The sequence below is a fragment of the Catellatospora sp. KI3 genome (assembly GCF_029948125.1).
Lineage (GTDB): Bacteria > Actinomycetota > Actinomycetes > Mycobacteriales > Micromonosporaceae > Catellatospora.
Genome location: NZ_JASAMB010000015.1, coordinates 86,027 through 101,050, shown reverse-complemented (window position 1 = coordinate 101,050; position 15,024 = coordinate 86,027). Strand labels below are relative to the sequence as shown.

General features: G+C 73.6%; 11 protein-coding genes. 7 read left to right on the top strand and 4 right to left on the bottom strand.

Annotated features, from left to right (window positions below):
* Window positions 1–4: 4 nt before the first annotated feature.
* The 6 genes from QEZ54_RS23070 to QEZ54_RS23045 all read left to right on the top strand — a co-directional run bounded on the left by QEZ54_RS23070 (window position 5) and on the right by QEZ54_RS23045 (window position 6,666).
* Window positions 5–1,366 (top strand): biotin carboxylase N-terminal domain-containing protein, encoded by a 1,362-nt coding sequence (locus tag QEZ54_RS23070; protein WP_281306787.1) that lies wholly within the window; start codon window positions 5–7, stop codon window positions 1,364–1,366.
* 32 nt (window positions 1,367–1,398) lie between these two features.
* On the top strand, window positions 1,399–2,637 hold the full coding sequence (locus QEZ54_RS23065; protein WP_281306786.1) for an FAD-dependent monooxygenase: 1,239 nt from the start codon (window positions 1,399–1,401) through the stop codon (window positions 2,635–2,637).
* 10 nt (window positions 2,638–2,647) lie between these two features.
* Entirely contained in the window at window positions 2,648–3,415 is a 768-nt protein-coding gene (locus QEZ54_RS23060) for a cyclase family protein (protein ID WP_281306785.1), read from the top strand.
* Between the two features lie 32 nt (window positions 3,416–3,447).
* The gene (locus QEZ54_RS23055) at window positions 3,448–3,906 is read left to right on the top strand and encodes a nuclear transport factor 2 family protein (protein WP_281306784.1); all 459 of its coding nucleotides are present in this window, start codon (window positions 3,448–3,450) and stop codon (window positions 3,904–3,906) included.
* A gap of 71 nt (window positions 3,907–3,977) precedes the next feature.
* Window positions 3,978–5,426, top strand: a complete 1,449-nt coding sequence (locus tag QEZ54_RS23050) for an ATP-binding protein (RefSeq protein WP_281306783.1) — start codon at window positions 3,978–3,980, stop codon at window positions 5,424–5,426.
* 49 nt (window positions 5,427–5,475) lie between these two features.
* Window positions 5,476–6,666, top strand: a complete 1,191-nt coding sequence (locus QEZ54_RS23045) for a GNAT family N-acetyltransferase (protein WP_281306782.1) — start codon at window positions 5,476–5,478, stop codon at window positions 6,664–6,666.
* Between the two features lie 223 nt (window positions 6,667–6,889).
* On the opposite strand, the gene QEZ54_RS23040 is transcribed toward QEZ54_RS23045, so the two are convergent.
* Both QEZ54_RS23040 and QEZ54_RS23035 read right to left on the bottom strand, forming a co-directional pair.
* Complete coding sequence (locus tag QEZ54_RS23040; protein WP_281306781.1) at window positions 6,890–9,118, bottom strand: M4 family metallopeptidase; 2,229 nt, start codon at window positions 9,116–9,118, stop codon at window positions 6,890–6,892.
* Window positions 9,119–9,273: 155 nt separating this feature from the next.
* The gene (locus QEZ54_RS23035; RefSeq protein ID WP_281306780.1) at window positions 9,274–10,575 is read right to left on the bottom strand and encodes a hypothetical protein; all 1,302 of its coding nucleotides are present in this window, start codon (window positions 10,573–10,575) and stop codon (window positions 9,274–9,276) included.
* 391 nt (window positions 10,576–10,966) lie between these two features.
* Between QEZ54_RS23035 and QEZ54_RS23030 the strand changes: the two genes are divergently transcribed.
* Window positions 10,967–12,055, top strand: coding sequence for a DUF3626 domain-containing protein (locus tag QEZ54_RS23030; protein WP_281306779.1), 1,089 nt, complete (start codon window positions 10,967–10,969; stop codon window positions 12,053–12,055).
* Between the two features lie 2 nt (window positions 12,056–12,057).
* On the opposite strand, the gene QEZ54_RS23025 is transcribed toward QEZ54_RS23030, so the two are convergent.
* Together QEZ54_RS23025 and QEZ54_RS23020 are read right to left on the bottom strand one after the other, a co-directional pair.
* Window positions 12,058–13,134 carry an aminoglycoside phosphotransferase family protein gene (locus QEZ54_RS23025; protein ID WP_281306778.1) on the bottom strand — a complete coding sequence of 359 codons (1,077 nt, stop codon included), beginning with the start codon at window positions 13,132–13,134 and terminating at the stop codon, window positions 12,058–12,060.
* A 252-nt stretch (window positions 13,135–13,386) separates the two neighbouring features.
* The gene (locus QEZ54_RS23020) at window positions 13,387–14,997 is read right to left on the bottom strand and encodes an MFS transporter (RefSeq protein ID WP_281306777.1); all 1,611 of its coding nucleotides are present in this window, start codon (window positions 14,995–14,997) and stop codon (window positions 13,387–13,389) included.
* Between the last annotated feature and the right edge of the window lie 27 nt (window positions 14,998–15,024).

Sequence of the window (15,024 nt, the reverse complement as noted above, 5' to 3'; positions counted from 1 at the left end):
CGACGTGTTCACCACCGTGCTCATCGCCAACCGGGGCGAGATCGCGCTGCGCATCGCCCGCACCTGCCGGGAGCTGGGGCTGCGGGTAGTGGCCGTGTACTCCACCGAGGACCGTGACTCGGCCGTGGTGCGGATGGCAGACGACGCGGTCTGCATCGGACCGGGCCCGGCCCGCAGCAGCTACCTCGACATCGCCGCGATCCTGGAGGCGGCCCGGCGCACCGGCGCCGACGCGGTCCACCCGGGCTACGGGTTCCTGTCGGAGGTCGGCGACTTCGCCGAGGCGTGCGAGGCGTACGGCATCACGTTCGTGGGCCCGCCCGCACCCGTCATCGACCGGCTGGGCGACAAGGCCGTCGCCCGCGCCACGATGGCCGCCGCGGGGCTGCCCGTGCTGCCCGGCAGCACCGGCCCGGTGACCTGCCCGGACGGGGCGGCCCGGCTCGCCGCCGAGATCGGGTACCCGGTGATGGTCAAGGCCGTCGCCGGGGGCGGCGGCCGGGGCATGGTCGCCATCACCGATCCCGACCAGTTCATCCCGCAGCTGCGCGAGGCCCGCAGCACCGCGCAGAGCCTGTTCGGCGACGACCGGCTCTACCTGGAGCGGTTCCTGCCCTCGGCCCGGCACATCGAGGTGCAGGTGCTCTGCGACCAGTACGGCGGCGCCGTCCACCTGGGGCAGCGGGACTGCTCGGCGCAGCGGCGCCGCCAGAAGATCATCGAGGAGACCCCGGCGCCGCTGCTGCCGGAGGAGACGACCCGGGCCATGGGCGAGGCCGCCCTGCGGGGCGCGCTGGCCGCGGGCTACGTCGGGGCGGGCACGTTCGAGTTCCTGGTCGACCCCGACGGCGGCTACCACTTCATGGAGATCAACTGCCGGATCCAGGTCGAGCACCCGGTCACCGAGCTCACCCACGGCGTGGACATCGTCCGCCAGCAGCTGCTGGTCGCGGCGGGGGAGCGGCTGGAACTCAGCCAGGAGACGCTGGTCCCGCACGGGGCCGCGATCGAGTGCCGGATCAACGCCGAGGACCCGGACCGGGGCTTCGTGCCCTCGCCGGGGCGGATCGAGCAGCTGCGGCTGCCGGGCGGGCCGTTCGTGCGGGTCGACACCGACGCGTACGCCGGGGGCAGGGTCTCGCCCGCCTACGACCCGCTGCTGGCCAAGCTGTGCGTCTGGGCACCCGACCGGGCGCAGGCCCTGGCCCGGATGCGCCGCGCCCTGACCGAGTTCCACGCCGAGGGGCCGGGGCTGGCCACCAACCGCGACTTCCTGCTGTCCGTGCTGGACCATCCGCGGTTCATCGCGGGCACGCACGACACGTCGCTGGTCGGCGAGCTCACCGCCGAGCCCGTACCGGCCTGATCCAGCCGAGTTCCAGGAGAGGAGGCGGCGCCATGGCGACCCTGTCGACCGACGTCTGCGTGGTCGGGGCCGGTCCGGCCGGGCTGGCCATGGCGCTGCTGCTCGCCCGCTCCGGCGTGGACACGGTCCTGGTCGAGAAGTCGACCTCGTTCGACCGCTCGTTCCGGGGCGAGCTGCTGCAACCGGGCGGGCAGGCGGTGCTCGACCAGCTCGGCGTGCTGGAACCGGCCCGTGCCCGGGGCAGCCACGAGCACGAGCGGCTGCAGCTGCACAGCCACGGCCGACCGCTGCTGGTGGTCGACTACCGGACGCTGCCGGGCCCGTACGGCCGGCTGCTGGCCGTCCCGCAGCCGGTCGTGCTGCGGGAGCTGCTGGCCGCCTGCCGCCGGCAGCCGCTGTTCCGGTACCTGGAGGGCCACCGGGTCACCGACCTGCTGCGCACCCCGCAGGGGGTACGCGGGGCGGTGTTCACCGGACTCGGCGGACCGGTCACGGTCAACTCCCGGTGCGTGATCGGGGCCGACGGGCGCTACTCCAAGACCCGGCAGCTCGCGGGCATCCGCTACGACCGCCGCGAGGCGGCCGACTACGACCTGCTGTGGTTCCGGCTGCCCGCGCCGGGCGGCGCCCCGACGGCGCTGACCGTACGCGGCGGGGGCGGGCGGATGCTGGTCAGCTACGGCGTCAGCCCCGACACGGTGCAGCTGGGGTGGGCGCTGCGGCACGGCGGCTACCCCGAGTTCGCCGAGCGGCCGTTCGGGGCGTTCCGGGACGAGCTGTGCCGGGCGGCGCCGGAGTACGCCGACGGGGTCCGTACCCATCTGAAGAGCCTGGCCGACCTGAGCCTGCTCGACGTCTTCACCGGCACCGCGCGGCGCTGGTCGCGCGACGGCCTGCTGCTGCTCGGCGACGCCGCGCACACCCACGGCCCGCTCGGCGCCCAGGGCATCAACCTGGCGCTGCAGGACGCGGTGCTGGCCCACCCGGTCCTGGTCGAGCAGCTGCGCGAGCCGGGCACCGACGTGGTCCGCGCCGAGGCGCTGCGGCCCTTCACCGAGCCGCGCGCCGAGGACGCGCACCGGGTCATCCGGTTCCAGCAGTCCCACGCGCGCACCGCGCTGGGCAGCGGGCGGCCGCTGGCCGACGCCGCCCGGCGCACCGCCACCGCACTGATCGGGCGCACACCGCTGCGCCACCGCCTGACGCGCCTGCTCTGCTACGGCAACCCGCGCGCCCAGGTACGCACCGACCTGTTCACCGACGCAACCTGAGGAGGCGCACATGCGCATGATCGACCTGTCCACCCCGGTGGACGCGGCCGCCTGGGAGCCCGAGCCGGTGCTCCACGAGATCGTCACCCCGGCCGAGGGCGCGGTCCACATGGCCGAGGAGATGAAGCTGCACTTCGGCGTCGACTTCGACCCGGCCGTGCTGCCCGACGGCGAGCTGCTGTCCATCGACACGCTCAAGCTCACCACGCACACCGGCACCCACATCGACGCGCCGTCGCACTACGGCAGCACGGCGACCTACGGCGTGCCGCGCCACATCGACGAGATGCCGCTGGAGTGGTTCCACCGCCCGGGGGTACGGCTGGACCTGACCGGCGCCGAGGGCGACACCGTCGACGCCGAGTTCCTGGACAAGGAGTTCGCCCGCATCGGCTACCGCCCGAACCCGCTGGACATCGTGCTGCTGCACACCGGCGCCTCGGCCTGGGCCGGCACCCAGCGCTACTTCACCGACTTCAAGGGCCTGGACGCCTCGGCCACCCACTTCCTGCTCGACCTGGGCATCCGGGTGATCGGCACGGACGCGTTCAGCCTGGACGCACCGTTCGGCAAGATGCTGGCCAAGTTCAAGGAGACCGGCGACCGGGGCGTGCTGTGGCCGGCCCACTTCACCGGCCGCGAGCGCGAGTTCTGCCAGATCGAGCGGCTGTCCAACCTCGACGCGCTGCCCCAGCCGTACGGCTTCACCGTCTCCTGCTTCCCGATCAAGATCAAAGGCGCCGGGGCCGGCTGGACCCGCGCCGTCGCCCTGCTCTGACCTCCCGTCCCGCCCTGAAAGGTGTACCCGAAATGGCACTGACCGCGTTCAACCAGACCCTCGACACCGCCCCGCTGTACCTCGCCGTCCAGCAGTTCTACGCCCGCCACATGCAGCTGCTCGACGAGGGCGACCCGGACCAGTGGGCCGCCACGTTCACCGAGGACGGCAGCTTCCACGCCCCCGGCCTGCCCCAGCCCGTACGCGGGCGGGCGGTGCTGGCCCAGGCCGTCCGCGACACCCGGGCCAAGCTCGCCGAGCAGGGTGAGCTGCGGCGGCACTGGCACGGCATGGTCAAGGTGGCGCCCGCCGCCGACGGCTCCCTCGACGTACGCTGCTACGCCATCGTGATCCAGGTCGCCGCCGACGGCACTCCGCGCCTGCACCGGCACTGCGTCTGCCAGGACAACCTCGTCCCGTCGGTGGACAGCCCCGACGGCTGGCTCGTCCGCTCCCGCCAGGTCACCCTCGACCCCCTCCCCGCCGCCTGAACGGGTCGGCGGGACCGGCGGGAGTTAGGTAGATTGAATCTACGTAGATTCAATCTACCTAAGGTGGCGGGATGGCAGAGGCGTTCGTCGGGCGTACGGCAGAGCTGGGCTACCTGCGTAAACGGCTGGACCGGGTGACGTCCTCGGGTGCCGGGGTGGCGGTGGCGCTGCGCGGACGGCGGCAGGTGGGCAAGTCCCGGCTGGTGCAGGAGTTCTGCGACCGGGCCGGGGTGCCCTACCTGTTCCATACCGCGGTCAAGGGGTCCTCGCAGGTGGAGGCGCTCACCGCGTTCAGCGCGGAACTGCGGGAGTCGATGCTGCCGCGCGATCGGGAACTCATCCCGGCCGCCGCCCCCGCCAACTGGCCCGACGCGTTCCGCCTGCTCGCCTCGGCGCTGCCCGCCAGCCCGTCCGCGGTCGTCCTCGACGAGGTGCCGTGGCTGGCGGAGCAGGACGAGCAGTTCGACGGCGCGCTGCAGGCGGCCTGGGACCGCCTGCTGCGCGACCGGCCCGTACTGCTCCTGCTGCTAGGCAGCGACCTGCACATGATGGAGCGGCTCACCGCGTACGACCGGCCGTTCTTCGGCCGGGCCGACAACATGGTGCTCGGGCCGCTGAACCCGGGCGACGTCGCGGGCGCGCTCGGCCTGACCGGCGCCGACGCCATCGACGCGCACCTGGTCTGCGGCGGCCTGCCCGGCATCGTCCGGGCCTGGCCGCACGGCACCCCGGCGGCGGCGTTCCTCGAGGCGGAGTGCGAGGACCCGGCCTCGCCGCTGTTCAGCATCCCGGAGTCGGCCCTGATGGCCGAGTTCCCGGCACCCGACCAGGCCAAGCGGGTGCTGGAGGCGGTCGGCGGCGGCGACCGCACCCAGGCCAACATCGCGGCGACGGCGGGAGGCAGGCAGGGTCCGCTGCCGTCGGGTGTGGTGTCCCCGCTGCTGCGCAAGCTCGCGGAGGAGAAGCGGGTCCTGGCGATCGACGAACCGCTGTCGACGCATCCGGGCAAGCCGAACCTGTACCGGATCGCCGACAGCAACCTGCGGCTCTACCTGGCCGCGCTGCGGTCCGCGCAGGAGCAGGCGCGGCGGGGCCGGCCGCAGGCCGCGTACGCGGTGGTCAAGCGGCGCTGGGCGTCCTGGCGCGGCCGGGCGGTCGAACCGCTGGTCCGCGAGGCGCTCGAACTCGCCGCGCTCGGCGGTGAACTGCCGTGGCCCAGCGTGGAGGCGGTGGGGGGCTGGTGGAACCGGCAGTTCGATCCCGAGGTCGATCTGGTCGGCGCCGACCGGGGACCGATCGCGCAGCGGATCGACTTCGCGGGCTCGGTCAAATGGCTGGGCACCCCCTTCGACAACCACGATCTGAGCAAGCTGGCACGGGGCGCGGCCGCGGTGCCGGGGTACGAGCCGGGGACGACCGGGCTGGCCGCCGTGTCGCTGTCGGGCGTCGCCCCGAACGCCGATACCGGGCAGTTGACGCTGGTCTGGGGGCCGCAGCAGGTGCTGTCCGCGTGGCAGTGAGGCGGCAAAATCGCGCGACCGGGGCGGGGGCGGCTGGCAGGATGGCCGGGTGACGTTCGACGTACGGGCGCTTACCGCCCAGGATCAGAAGCAGGCGTGGGACCTGGGCAGTCTCGCCTTCGGCTACCACGATCAGCCCATGCCCGAAGGCTGGGTCTCCGACAGTCCCGGGCGGTACACGCTCGGCGCGTTCGACGGGTCCGGGCGGCTGGTCGCCAAGGCCGTCGACCGTACCCAGGAGCAGTGGTTCGGCGGCCGGGCCGTGCCGACCAGCGGCGTCGCCGGGGTGGCCACCGCGCCGGAGCTGCGCGGACGCGGGCTCGGGCGGCTGGTGCTGACCGGGCTGCTGGCGTACGCCCGCGAGCGCGGCGCCGTGATCAGCACCCTGTTCGACACCACGCCCCTGCCGTACCGGGCGCTGGGCTGGGAGGAGGTCGGCTCACTGGACTACCACCGGTTCCCGACCCGGGTGCTGGCCTCGGTCCGCCCCGACCCGGCCGTGACCCTGCGCCCGGCGGTCGAGGCCGACCTGCCCGCGATCCAGGACGTCTACCGGCGGACCGCCCGTACCGGCACCGGCATGATGGAGCGGTCCGGCCCGCTGTTCAGGGCGACCCCGGCCGAGGTCCTCGCCGACTACCACGGCATCACGGTGGCGGTGGGCGCCTCCGGCGCCGTCGAGGGGTACGCCAGCTGGGACCGCGGCCCCGGGTACGACTCCGGCGGCAAGCTCACCGTCGACGACCTGATCGGACTGACCCCCGGCGCGACCGCCACCCTGCTGGCCATGTTCGGCGGCTGGGCCAGCGTCGCACCGGTCACGGTCTACCGGCTCGCCGTCGCCGACCCGGCCCGCGCCCTGCTTGCCAAGGTCGACAGCAAGGTGGAGTCGTCGCAGCCCTGGATGCTGCGCGTCGTCGACGCGCCCGGTGCGGTCGCGGCCCGGGGCTGGTCCCGCTTCGTCAGCGGTGAGGTCGACCTCGAACTCGTCGACGCCGAGTGCCCGTGGCACGCGGGCGCGCACCGGCTGGTGGTGGACAAGGGCGAGGCCCGCCTGGAGCCCGGCGGCGCGGGCACGGTCCGGCTCACCCCGCGCGGCATGGCCGCCTGGTACGCCGGCGCCGCGACCCCCGACCAGCTCCGCCGCAGCGGCCACCTCTCCGGCGGCACCCCCGACACCGACACCTTCCTCCAGACCGCCACCGCGGGCCCCGTCCCCACCCTCCACGACTACTTCTGAGCGCGCCACCCACCTCCGCCCGACGCCCGCCCGACGCCCGCGCGACGCCCGCGTCGGCTGCAGTTTCGGGGAAACTGCGCGAATCACCGCCAAGATTCCGGCACTTTCCCCGAAATTGCAGCCTCGCGGTGGCCGCGGCCTCGCGGTGGCAGTGGCCCGCATGGCGAAGGCGCCGCCCCCAGCCGGGGACGGCGCCTTCGGTTTCAGGGGTGGTGCGGGGGTGTTACAGGTTCAGCGACCAGGTGTCGATCCGGCCGGTGTCAGCCGACGCCGCGTCCTGCACGCGCAGGGTCCAAGTGCCGTTGGCGGCCTCCGTGGACAGGTTCACGGTGAACGTCTGGATGATGTTGTCGGCGCTGCCGCCGGCCCGGTTGCTCAGGGTGTAGACCGAGCCGTCCGGCGCGACCAGGGAGACGACCAGGTCACCCTTGTACGTGTGGTAGATCGTCACCGGGACCGTGCTGGTGGCCGACGCGTTGCGGGCACAGCCGGAGATGACGATGGTGCTGGTCACCGTGGTGTTGTCCGGGATGGCCACGTCGTTGCCGTTGGTGCCGCTGCAGCCCGGCGCCCCGTTCACGGTGAGCGAGTACGTGGTGGTCCGGGTCGAGCTGGCGCCCGTGCCCGTGACGGTGACCGCGTAGGTGCCCGCCGGGGTCGAGGCGGTGGTGGCGATGGTCAGCGTGGAGGTGCCGCCGGCCGAGGTGATCGACGCCGGGCTGAAGGCCGCGGTGGCGCCGCTGGGCAGGCCGGACGCGGACAGCGTCACGGTCTGGGCCGAGCCGTTGGTCAGCGTGGCGGTGATGGTGCTGCTGACCGAGCTGCCCGGGTTGACCGAGCCCGACGCCGGGGCGGCGGCGAGCGAGAAGTCGTTGCCGGCCGGGCAGGCCGCGTCGGTGCTGGCCACGTTCACCGCGGTCCACGCCGCCTGGACGGCCTTGTACTCGGCCGAGCAGGTGCCGTAGAGGAAGGTGGCGGCCGCCAGGGTGTGCAGGCGGGCGTTGTTGGCCGGGGTGCTGGTGTTGACGTACGCGGTGCTGGAGGTGAAGTTCACGTCCAGCGCGCGGTACCAGATCTTCTCAGCCTTGGCGTTGCCGATGCCGACCACGGCCGGGGCCGAGCCGCAGACCGGGCTGGTGCCGTAGGACGTGGCGCCGGTGCCGACGGCCAGGTTGAAGAAGAAGTGGTTGGCCACACCCGAGCTGTAGTGCACGTCGATGTTCTTGGTGCTGGTCGACCAGCAGCCGTGCGACGAGCCGTCCAGGGTCGGGTTGTACATGTAGCGCAGCGGCGTGTTGTTGCCGTTAATGTTGATCTTCTCGCCGACCTGGTAGTCGCCCGGGTCGGACGGCGCGGCCGCGTAGAACTCGACCATGTTGCCGAAGATGTCCGAGGTGGCCTCGTTCAGACCGCCGGACTCACCCGAGTACACCAGGCCCGCCAGGGCCTCGGTGACGCCGTGGCTCATCTCGTGGCCGGCCACGTCCAGCGACACCAGCGGGCGCGAGTTGCCCGAGCCGTCGCCGTAGGTCATCTGCGCGCCGTCCCAGAACGCGTTCACGTACGCGTTGCCGTAGTGGACGCGGCTGGGCACGCCCGTGCCGTTGCCGAAGATGCCGTTGCGGCCGTGGATGTTCTTGAAGTAGTCGAACGTCTTGGCGGCGCCGAAGTGGGCGTCCACACCGGCCGACTGGCGGTTCGAGTTCGCACCGGTGCCCCACGCGTTGTCGGCGTCGGTGAACGTGGTGCAGGTCGAGGTGCCGTTGTTCATGTCGCAGGTGCGGCCGTTGCCGCGCACCGGGTCGATCATCTGGTAGGTCGAGCCGGACAGCGTGGTGTCGATGCTGACCGCGCCGGTGTAGATGCCGGTGCCGGTGCCCGCGACCGTCTCGATCTCGTCGAACTGGCCGATGTACGCGCCGCTGACGGCGTCGGTGACGACGTGCAGCTTCGACGGGGTCTGGCCGTCGGCGGCCCAGCCGTTGACGACGCTCTCCCAGGCCAGGCGGCCGGTGCCGGTGGAGGCGTCGACGAACAGCTCGGAGGAGCCGGTCGAGGTGATGGTGCCGGCGAAGTGGGTCTTCGCGGTGGCCAGGGCGGAACCCGCGCTGATCTTCGGGGTGGTGCTCAGCGTGAGCGGTGCGGCCAGGCCGTTGGAGGCGCTGGCGAAGGTGCCGCCGGGGTTCGAGTGGACGACGAAGTCGCCACCGTAGACCCGCAGGCCGTTGTACGTGCGGTCGTAGCGGGTGTGCGTGGCGCCGTTCGGGTCCTTGATGACGCGGTTGACGGTGTAGCCGTCAGCCGCCGACGCGCTGATCGCGACCGCGGTCGCACCGACGGAGCTGGCTTTGCCGGCAGCTCCACTAGGTGCGGCAGCGCCACTTGACGCTGCCACTGCCACGAACGCGGCCGCGGTGACGGCCACGCTCGTAACGGCGAGGAATTTCCTCACGAGTCCTCCCCGACTCTCCAAAGGGTCATGCGGCGGTAGCCACAAGTTCTCTCTGGATACACGAAAGTCTGAGTCAAGAAAAGACTTACATATTGAGATCCGTGTGTGGAAGACTGAGTGACTCCGCTGGTGAGAGCGTGCTCACGCGGATCAAATCAGCCTTTTGCGGCAGGTATCGTCGGTGTCCAGCCGTGCAGCCGGGCGGTGAGGTCCGCCGGCACCGTCCACAGCGAACGCGGCAGGACCGCGTTGCTGCCGGAGAAGACCAGGCGCAGTCGCGGCTCGTCCCCGGCCAGGTCCAAGGCCACCTTCGGCTTGCGCTGCTGGCCCAGGCCGCCCAGTCCGAACAGGACCACCGGCTCGCGCACCGGCAGGCCCAGGGCGGCGCGGCCGGCGCGCCACACCCGGTAGGCGTGGCCGAGCCGCCACGGCGCCGAGTCGCCCAGGCCCTGGTAGAGCCCGTGCACCCAGGTGTCGGTCAGCTCGGCCCGGAAGGCGCGGCTGGGCCGGCCCGCGAGCAGGCTGCGCAGCTGGTCGTCGACCCGTACCCCCGACATGGCCAGCGCCTGCGGCACCTCGCCCCGGCGCAGCGCCTCGAACGCGGGCTGGGCCAGGTCCGCGGCGCGGACCTGCCAGCGGTCGGCGGCCGGGGTGGCCGCGTGGCGGCCGTGCCACAGCCACGGCGTCGCGTCCCAGCGGTGGCGCTGGTTGGCGCCGATCAGGTCGGCCATGGCCACGATCAGGCAGTCGTCGGCGGTGCGCACGGTCAGCCAGCTGCCGCGCAGATGCGGGCGGGCGTTGCCGTACGACGCCAGGGCGACGACCGCGTTGCGCTGGAACCGGCCCGACTGCTCACGCGGGAAGTGCCAGCACAGCGCCGCCGGGTCCAGCGCCGCCACGTCGGTGGCCGCCTGCGCGGGCAGGGTGCCGTCCACGGTGACCCGGGGCGCGCCGGCGGCCGCCTCGCGGTGCTCGAAGCAGCGCCGCTGCCGCCGCAGCTCGCGGACGGCGTCCGGCACCGGCGTGCGGGTGGTGAACAGGCCGGTGCGGCGCGCCCACAGGATCAGCTCGTCGGCGGCGGCCTGCGCGGTGCCGTGCAGGCGGTACAGCACCAGGGGGCGGGTGCCGTGGCCGCCGGAGCCGTCGTCGTCCTCGTGCACCTGCACCTCGTAGACCAGCTCGCCGGCCGAGTCCAGGTCGTATCCGGACTCGGGGCTGCGGGTCCAGCTGTGCCCGCCCCACTGGTGCTCGGCCGGGATGCGGTGGGCGCGCACGACGGTGACCACCGCCGACCAGCAGCCCTCGTCGGCGGCCGCCAGCAGCGCGCGCACCGTCGCGCCGCGCTGGCCGGTGAACTCGCCGACCGACACGGCGACACCCGCTTCGGCGCACAGCCGGGCCACCGGTGCGAGCAGTTCCGCGCGGCGGGCCGCGTGGACGTCCTCAAGGTTGGGCATGGCCGGGATTCTCCCTCAGCGCTGCGACACCGACGGCCTGGTGCGACTTCTCGAACGGGTGGGTGAACGCCTCGGCCGCAGGCGTTCCCGGCACGCCCGCACTCCCGGCGACGGGTCGGCTCCGCGTCCAGGAAGAGCCCTCTGACAAGGTACTTCCTGGGGCTGCGGCGCGCCAAGGCATCGAGGCATCGGCGCCGGTCTCCGGGCCGGGCCGGTCGGGCCGTCCGGACCGCCGCGACCTGCGCAGTCAGGTATCCGTCGCGCCAGGTCGACACTCTGCGTCATTGTGCCGACACAGAATTGGCATACCCGGGTAACTCAGATGACCTTGAGGGGGCGGCGCGCCTATCCTCACCGTGTCCGCAGGACCCGTCGGAAAGGTCGCATCGCGATGGACGAAGCCGCCCTGACTCCGGCGCAGGCACGCGCCCTGGACCACGTACGCGGCCGGGCCCGGGCGGGGCGGGAGAACGCGCTGGCGGCCCTGCGGTCGCTGCTGGCGGGCACCGGGCACGAACCGGCCGCCGTCGCGGCCGCCGCGCTCGACCGGGGCCGGATCACCCTCAACTTCCACCCCGACCGCCTCGTCGCCGACGGCCGCAGCGTCGCCCGCGCGCTGGCCGAGGACGGCGTCTACCGCAGCCAGTTCGAGACCGGCATCTCCAACGGCGCCCGCACCGCGTACCCGGGCGGCCCCCGCGACCTGTGGGAGCAGGCGATGTTCGGCGGGGCGTACCAGCGCCCCGAGGTCACCGCCGCCGACCGGCCCCGCTACGGCGGCCTGGACCTGCTGGCCCATCCCGAGGGCGCCTGCCCCCGCTTCGGCTCGTGCCACCTGCGGCTGCGCCCGCACGTGCTGGCCCGGTCCACCTTCTGCCTCGGCGACAGCCATCTCGGCCCGGAGCACCTGGGCACCGCCGACGCCGCCGAGACCGTGCTCGCCGCGCTGCTGGCCGGGGCGGCCGAGACCGGGGTCGTGCTCGGTGTCCCCGGGCTGACCGTGCCCGAACTGGTGACGCGGCTGCGCAGCCCACGCCCGGACATCCCGGTCGGACCCGCGGTGCGGTCGCTGGACGACTACCTGGAGGTGCAGGTGCACGGGCCGGTGCTGCTGGCCCGCGACGTCGAGGCGGTCACGGCCGACCCGTCCTTCCGGGACACGCCCAGCGGCAAGCACCTGGCCGACGCCGCCGACCGGCACGGGTTCGCGCTGCACTGGCACGCCGGGTTCGAGCTGCCCGCCGACGGGGTCGACGCCGAGTTCCGGGGTCCGGCGATCCCGGTGCTGGCCCGCCGGGTGCACCGCGAGTTCGCGCGGCCGGGCGCGCCGGTGGACGCCGCTCTGGTCGGGCTCGCCGCCGCGTCGCTGGCGACCGAACCGGACCGCTGGGCCGACCACGGCACCCACGACGAGACGCTGCAGCACCTCAAGCAGCTGTGGCACGTCCTGGTCCGCTTCGGCGCCCCGGCGGCCGCCTGAGCTCAGCCCGGTTCGGCGGCGCGCGCGAGCCAGAACGGCACGTCGTCGGCGTGGTACGGGTGCTCGGCCGGCTCGATCGCGGCCAGGAATCCGGCGTACACGGCGGCGTTGCGCAGCGCCACGACCGGCCGCAGCAGCTCCACCGCCCGCGCCGGGTCGCTGCCCGGCACCGCCGCGCGCCAGCGCCGCACCCACGCGTCGACCAGCGGCCGCGCCTCGGCGGCCGGGAGCGTCTCGGTCAGCCGCAGGATGTCGAAGGCCGGGTGGCCCAGCACGCAGTCGCCCCAGTCGAGGATCACCCGGCGCGAAGCGTCGCCGCGCGCGTTGCCCGGGTGCAGGTCGCCGTGGACCAGCGTGTCCGGCAGCCCGCACGCGGCCACCTCGGCCAGACGCGCGTCCAGGCCCTCGACCAGCGCGCGGACCCCGTCGGCGGCGTGCTCCGGGTGGGCGGCCACGACGTCGGCGCAGAGGCGGGCCAGCGCGGGCCCGCGCCGGTCGGGCACGCCGAGGGCGCGCAGCGCGTCCAGTCCGGTCGCGGCGGTGAGCTGGATGGCGTGCAGGTCGGCGGCGATCGCGTCGCGCACCTCCGGGCCCGCGCCGTAGAGGTCGTCGCCGGGCAGGTGGTCGAGCAGCATCCGGCCGTGGTCCCCGGCGATCAGCGGGGGTACGAGGTGAGCGTGCGGCCCCGCGCCCAGGTGCCGCAGCACGGCCGCCTCGTGCGCGAAGAACGCGGGGACCTGCTTCAGCCAGAGCGGTCCCGCCGGGGTGTCCAGCCGCCAGATCGCGGACAGGTTCCAGGTGCGCTGCTGGTGCGCCGCCGTGAACGCCGGACGCCCCGCCCCGGCCAGCGCGGCCGCCGCCCAGCGCAGCGTCTCGGCCGGACCGCCGGGCTCGGCGTACGGGGCGCGCAGGGGATGCGGGGACAGGTCTGGCCGAGGCTTCTCCAGGAGCGCCGTCGATGGGCAGCGCCCCTGCGCGAGGTAGGTGACCGCACCGCCGTGCGGGGCGGGCTGGCTGCTGCTCAGCAAGCGGAGGACGTGCCCGTCGAAGCCGAACCGCTCCCCGGCGGCGGCCAACACATCCGCGCTCTCCTGCCAGTACGGGAGTGAGACTTCGAACGGCGGCGTCGCTCCGTAGGGAACGCCGCGGTCGTCGATCAAGATCAAGGTGACGGTTCGTGGCACCCGCTGAAGCTATCCGCGCAGGACCGCATTCGGCCACGCTGTTTCCGGTCCGCACAACGCCCCGGTGCGGTGCAGGGTGAGCGGGCGGGCCAGTGATCACGGTGCCAGGGGCATGACACACCGCCGAGCACGGCCATAAGTTCATGATTAACCTGGGGTGGCGGCGCGGGCGGGGCGGTCGGCGCGGGCGTAGGCGGCCAGGAGGGCGAGTTCGGCGTCGTGGCGGGGGAACAGGGTGGCGACCAGCACGATGCCCACCGCGATGGCGAGCATGGCGGCCGAGTAGGCCCACTGGTCGCCGCTCAGGAACGCCTGCTGGGCGGCCGCGATGATCTGCTCGGAGTAGGCCGGGTAGCGGGCGGCGGTGTCCGCGGCGCTGCCGAACGACTTCTGCAGCTCGGCCTCGGTGGCCTGGCTGATCGAGGCGGACTCGGGCGAGGCGGACACCTGCTGCGCGAAGGACTTGGCGTAGCCCGCGGTGAGCAGGGCGCCCAGCAGCGACTGCATGATCGCGCCGCCGAGGTCGCGCTGCAGGTCGGCGGTGCCGGAGGCCATACCGGCGCGGGTGACCGGGACCGAGTTGGTCAGCGAGCGGGAGGCGGGCGTGCCGGCGAAGCCGACCCCGGAGCCGAGCAGCGCGTACGCCAGCCCCACCCGCCAGTAGTCGACGCCCTCCCGCCACAGCAGCAGCATCACGGCGAAGCCGAGGAAGCAGAAGGCGTACCCGACGAGCAGGGTGAACCGGGCGCCGTACCGCTCGACGAGCTTGGCCGAGCGGGGGGCGCACAGCGCCATCAGCACCGGCGAGGGCAGGATCGCGGCACCGGACTGCAGTGAGGTGTAGCCGAGCACGTTCTGCATGAACTGCTGGCCGATGAAGAGCGCGCCCATCAGCGAGCCGAACACGATCATCCCGGCGAGCGCGGCGACCCAGAACGTACGCCGCGACGCCACGGACAGGTCGTAGAGCGGGAACCGGGCGCGGCGCTGGCGCAGCACGAACGCGACCCCGGCCGCCACCGCGACCGCCGCCAGGCCCAGCACCGCAGCGCCCGCGTTCGGCATGGGCGCGAAGTTCACTGCCAGCACCAGCCCCGCGACCATCAGCACCGACAGCACGCCGCCGAGGTTGTCGACGGGCTCGCTGCTCTCGTGGACGTTCGCCGGCACGTTGCGCACCGCCATGAGCAGGGCGACGACCAGCAGCGGCAGCGTGAGCAGGAAGACCGAGCCCCACCAGAAGTACTGCAGCGCGGCGCCCGCCGCGAGCGGGCCCATCGCCGAGATCGCCCCGCCGATGCTCGACCACAGCGCGATCGCCTTCGTCCGGGGCGGACCGGTCCACAGCGCGGCGACCAGCGACAGCGTCGTCGGGTACGCCATGCCCGCCGACAGGCCGCCCAGCACCCGCGCCCCGAACAGCACCGTGTCGCTCGGCGCGTACGCGGCCAGCAGGCACGCGGGTGCGGACAGGCACATGCCCGCGATCAGCATCTTCTTGCGGCCGTGGGTGTCGCCGATCGCGCCCAGGTAGAGCACGGAGGCGGCCAGGCCCAGCGAGTAGCCGACCGCGACCAGGTTCAGCATGGTCTGCGAGGAGTCGAAGTCGCGCCCGATCTCCGGCAGCGCCACGTTGGCCACCGACAGGTTCAGGTTGGCCACCCCGGCGACCAGGATCAGCGCGGTCAGCACCCGCCCCGGGTTCGCGGGCGAGGTGCCGGGGGTTCTGGCCGCCCCCGCCGTCCCGGTATCCGCCATCGTGGACCTCCGCCGCCGACTGTCCCT

Bases quoted from the DNA above. Each gene is read 5' to 3' on its own strand.
- QEZ54_RS23035 (WP_281306780.1), bottom strand. From the start codon at position 10,575: ATGCCCAACCTTGAGGACGTCCACGCGGCCCGCCGCGCGGAACTGCTC.
- QEZ54_RS23030 (WP_281306779.1), top strand. From the start codon at position 10,967: ATGGACGAAGCCGCCCTGACTCCGGCGCAGGCACGCGCCCTGGACCAC.
- QEZ54_RS23020 (WP_281306777.1), bottom strand. From the start codon at position 14,997: ATGGCGGATACCGGGACGGCGGGGGCGGCCAGAACCCCCGGCACCTCG.
- QEZ54_RS23060 (WP_281306785.1), top strand. From the start codon at position 2,648: ATGCGCATGATCGACCTGTCCACCCCGGTGGACGCGGCCGCCTGGGAG.
- QEZ54_RS23050 (WP_281306783.1), top strand. From the start codon at position 3,978: ATGGCAGAGGCGTTCGTCGGGCGTACGGCAGAGCTGGGCTACCTGCGT.
- QEZ54_RS23055 (WP_281306784.1), top strand. From the start codon at position 3,448: ATGGCACTGACCGCGTTCAACCAGACCCTCGACACCGCCCCGCTGTAC.
- QEZ54_RS23065 (WP_281306786.1), top strand. From the start codon at position 1,399: ATGGCGACCCTGTCGACCGACGTCTGCGTGGTCGGGGCCGGTCCGGCC.